This is a genomic window from Pseudolactococcus plantarum, assembly GCF_002441715.1.
Lineage (GTDB): Bacteria > Bacillota > Bacilli > Lactobacillales > Streptococcaceae > Pseudolactococcus > Pseudolactococcus plantarum.
Map to the genome: position 1 here is coordinate 1 of NZ_JXJX01000037.1, position 535 is coordinate 535.

Consider the following 535-nt stretch of genomic DNA (forward strand, 5'->3'; position numbering starts at 1 on the left):
ATCGAGTGGCAAGGCATTGGAGTAGAATATCGAAACTCACCGATATTAGGTCCATCTTTGTTTGGGAATTATGTGGATACGGATGTTAAGATATATGTTTCGGATGAAAATTATTTTACTTTAGAATTTCGTTTAAGTGATAAAGCAGAATATGATGATGCTTTAAAAAAATACGTAATAAAAAAATCATTAAATCCAAATAATATAGACACTATAATTGGTTCTGGTAAATATAATGCGCTATATGAATATAGTGATGATGGTGTAGATAAATTAAGAATAGACAATATCACTATTTTTGATAAAATCAAAAAATCTTGTATTGGTAGCGAAAATTCGAAAGTTAAATATAACTTAGATATACATGGTTTAAAATATTAGGAAGTTAGGTGTTTATGAATAGTGAAATGACAACTGAAATTTTAGCAAAAGCAATTGATGCTACAAAAAAGAGTGTAAAGAAAAAAACAAGTACAATAACTTTAGAAGTCAATAATCAGGATATTGATTTCAGAATCATCCACAAATCCGCCAG

Annotated in this window: 1 protein-coding gene; it reads left to right on the forward strand. The window is 28.0% G+C overall.

Annotation, left to right across the window (positions count from 1 at the left end; translation table 11 throughout):
- Nucleotides 1-381 (forward strand): hypothetical protein (locus RU87_RS09685; RefSeq protein WP_096835861.1); only part of this gene is annotated, 381 nt, incomplete at its 5' end.
- Nucleotides 382-535 lie beyond the last annotated feature (154 nt).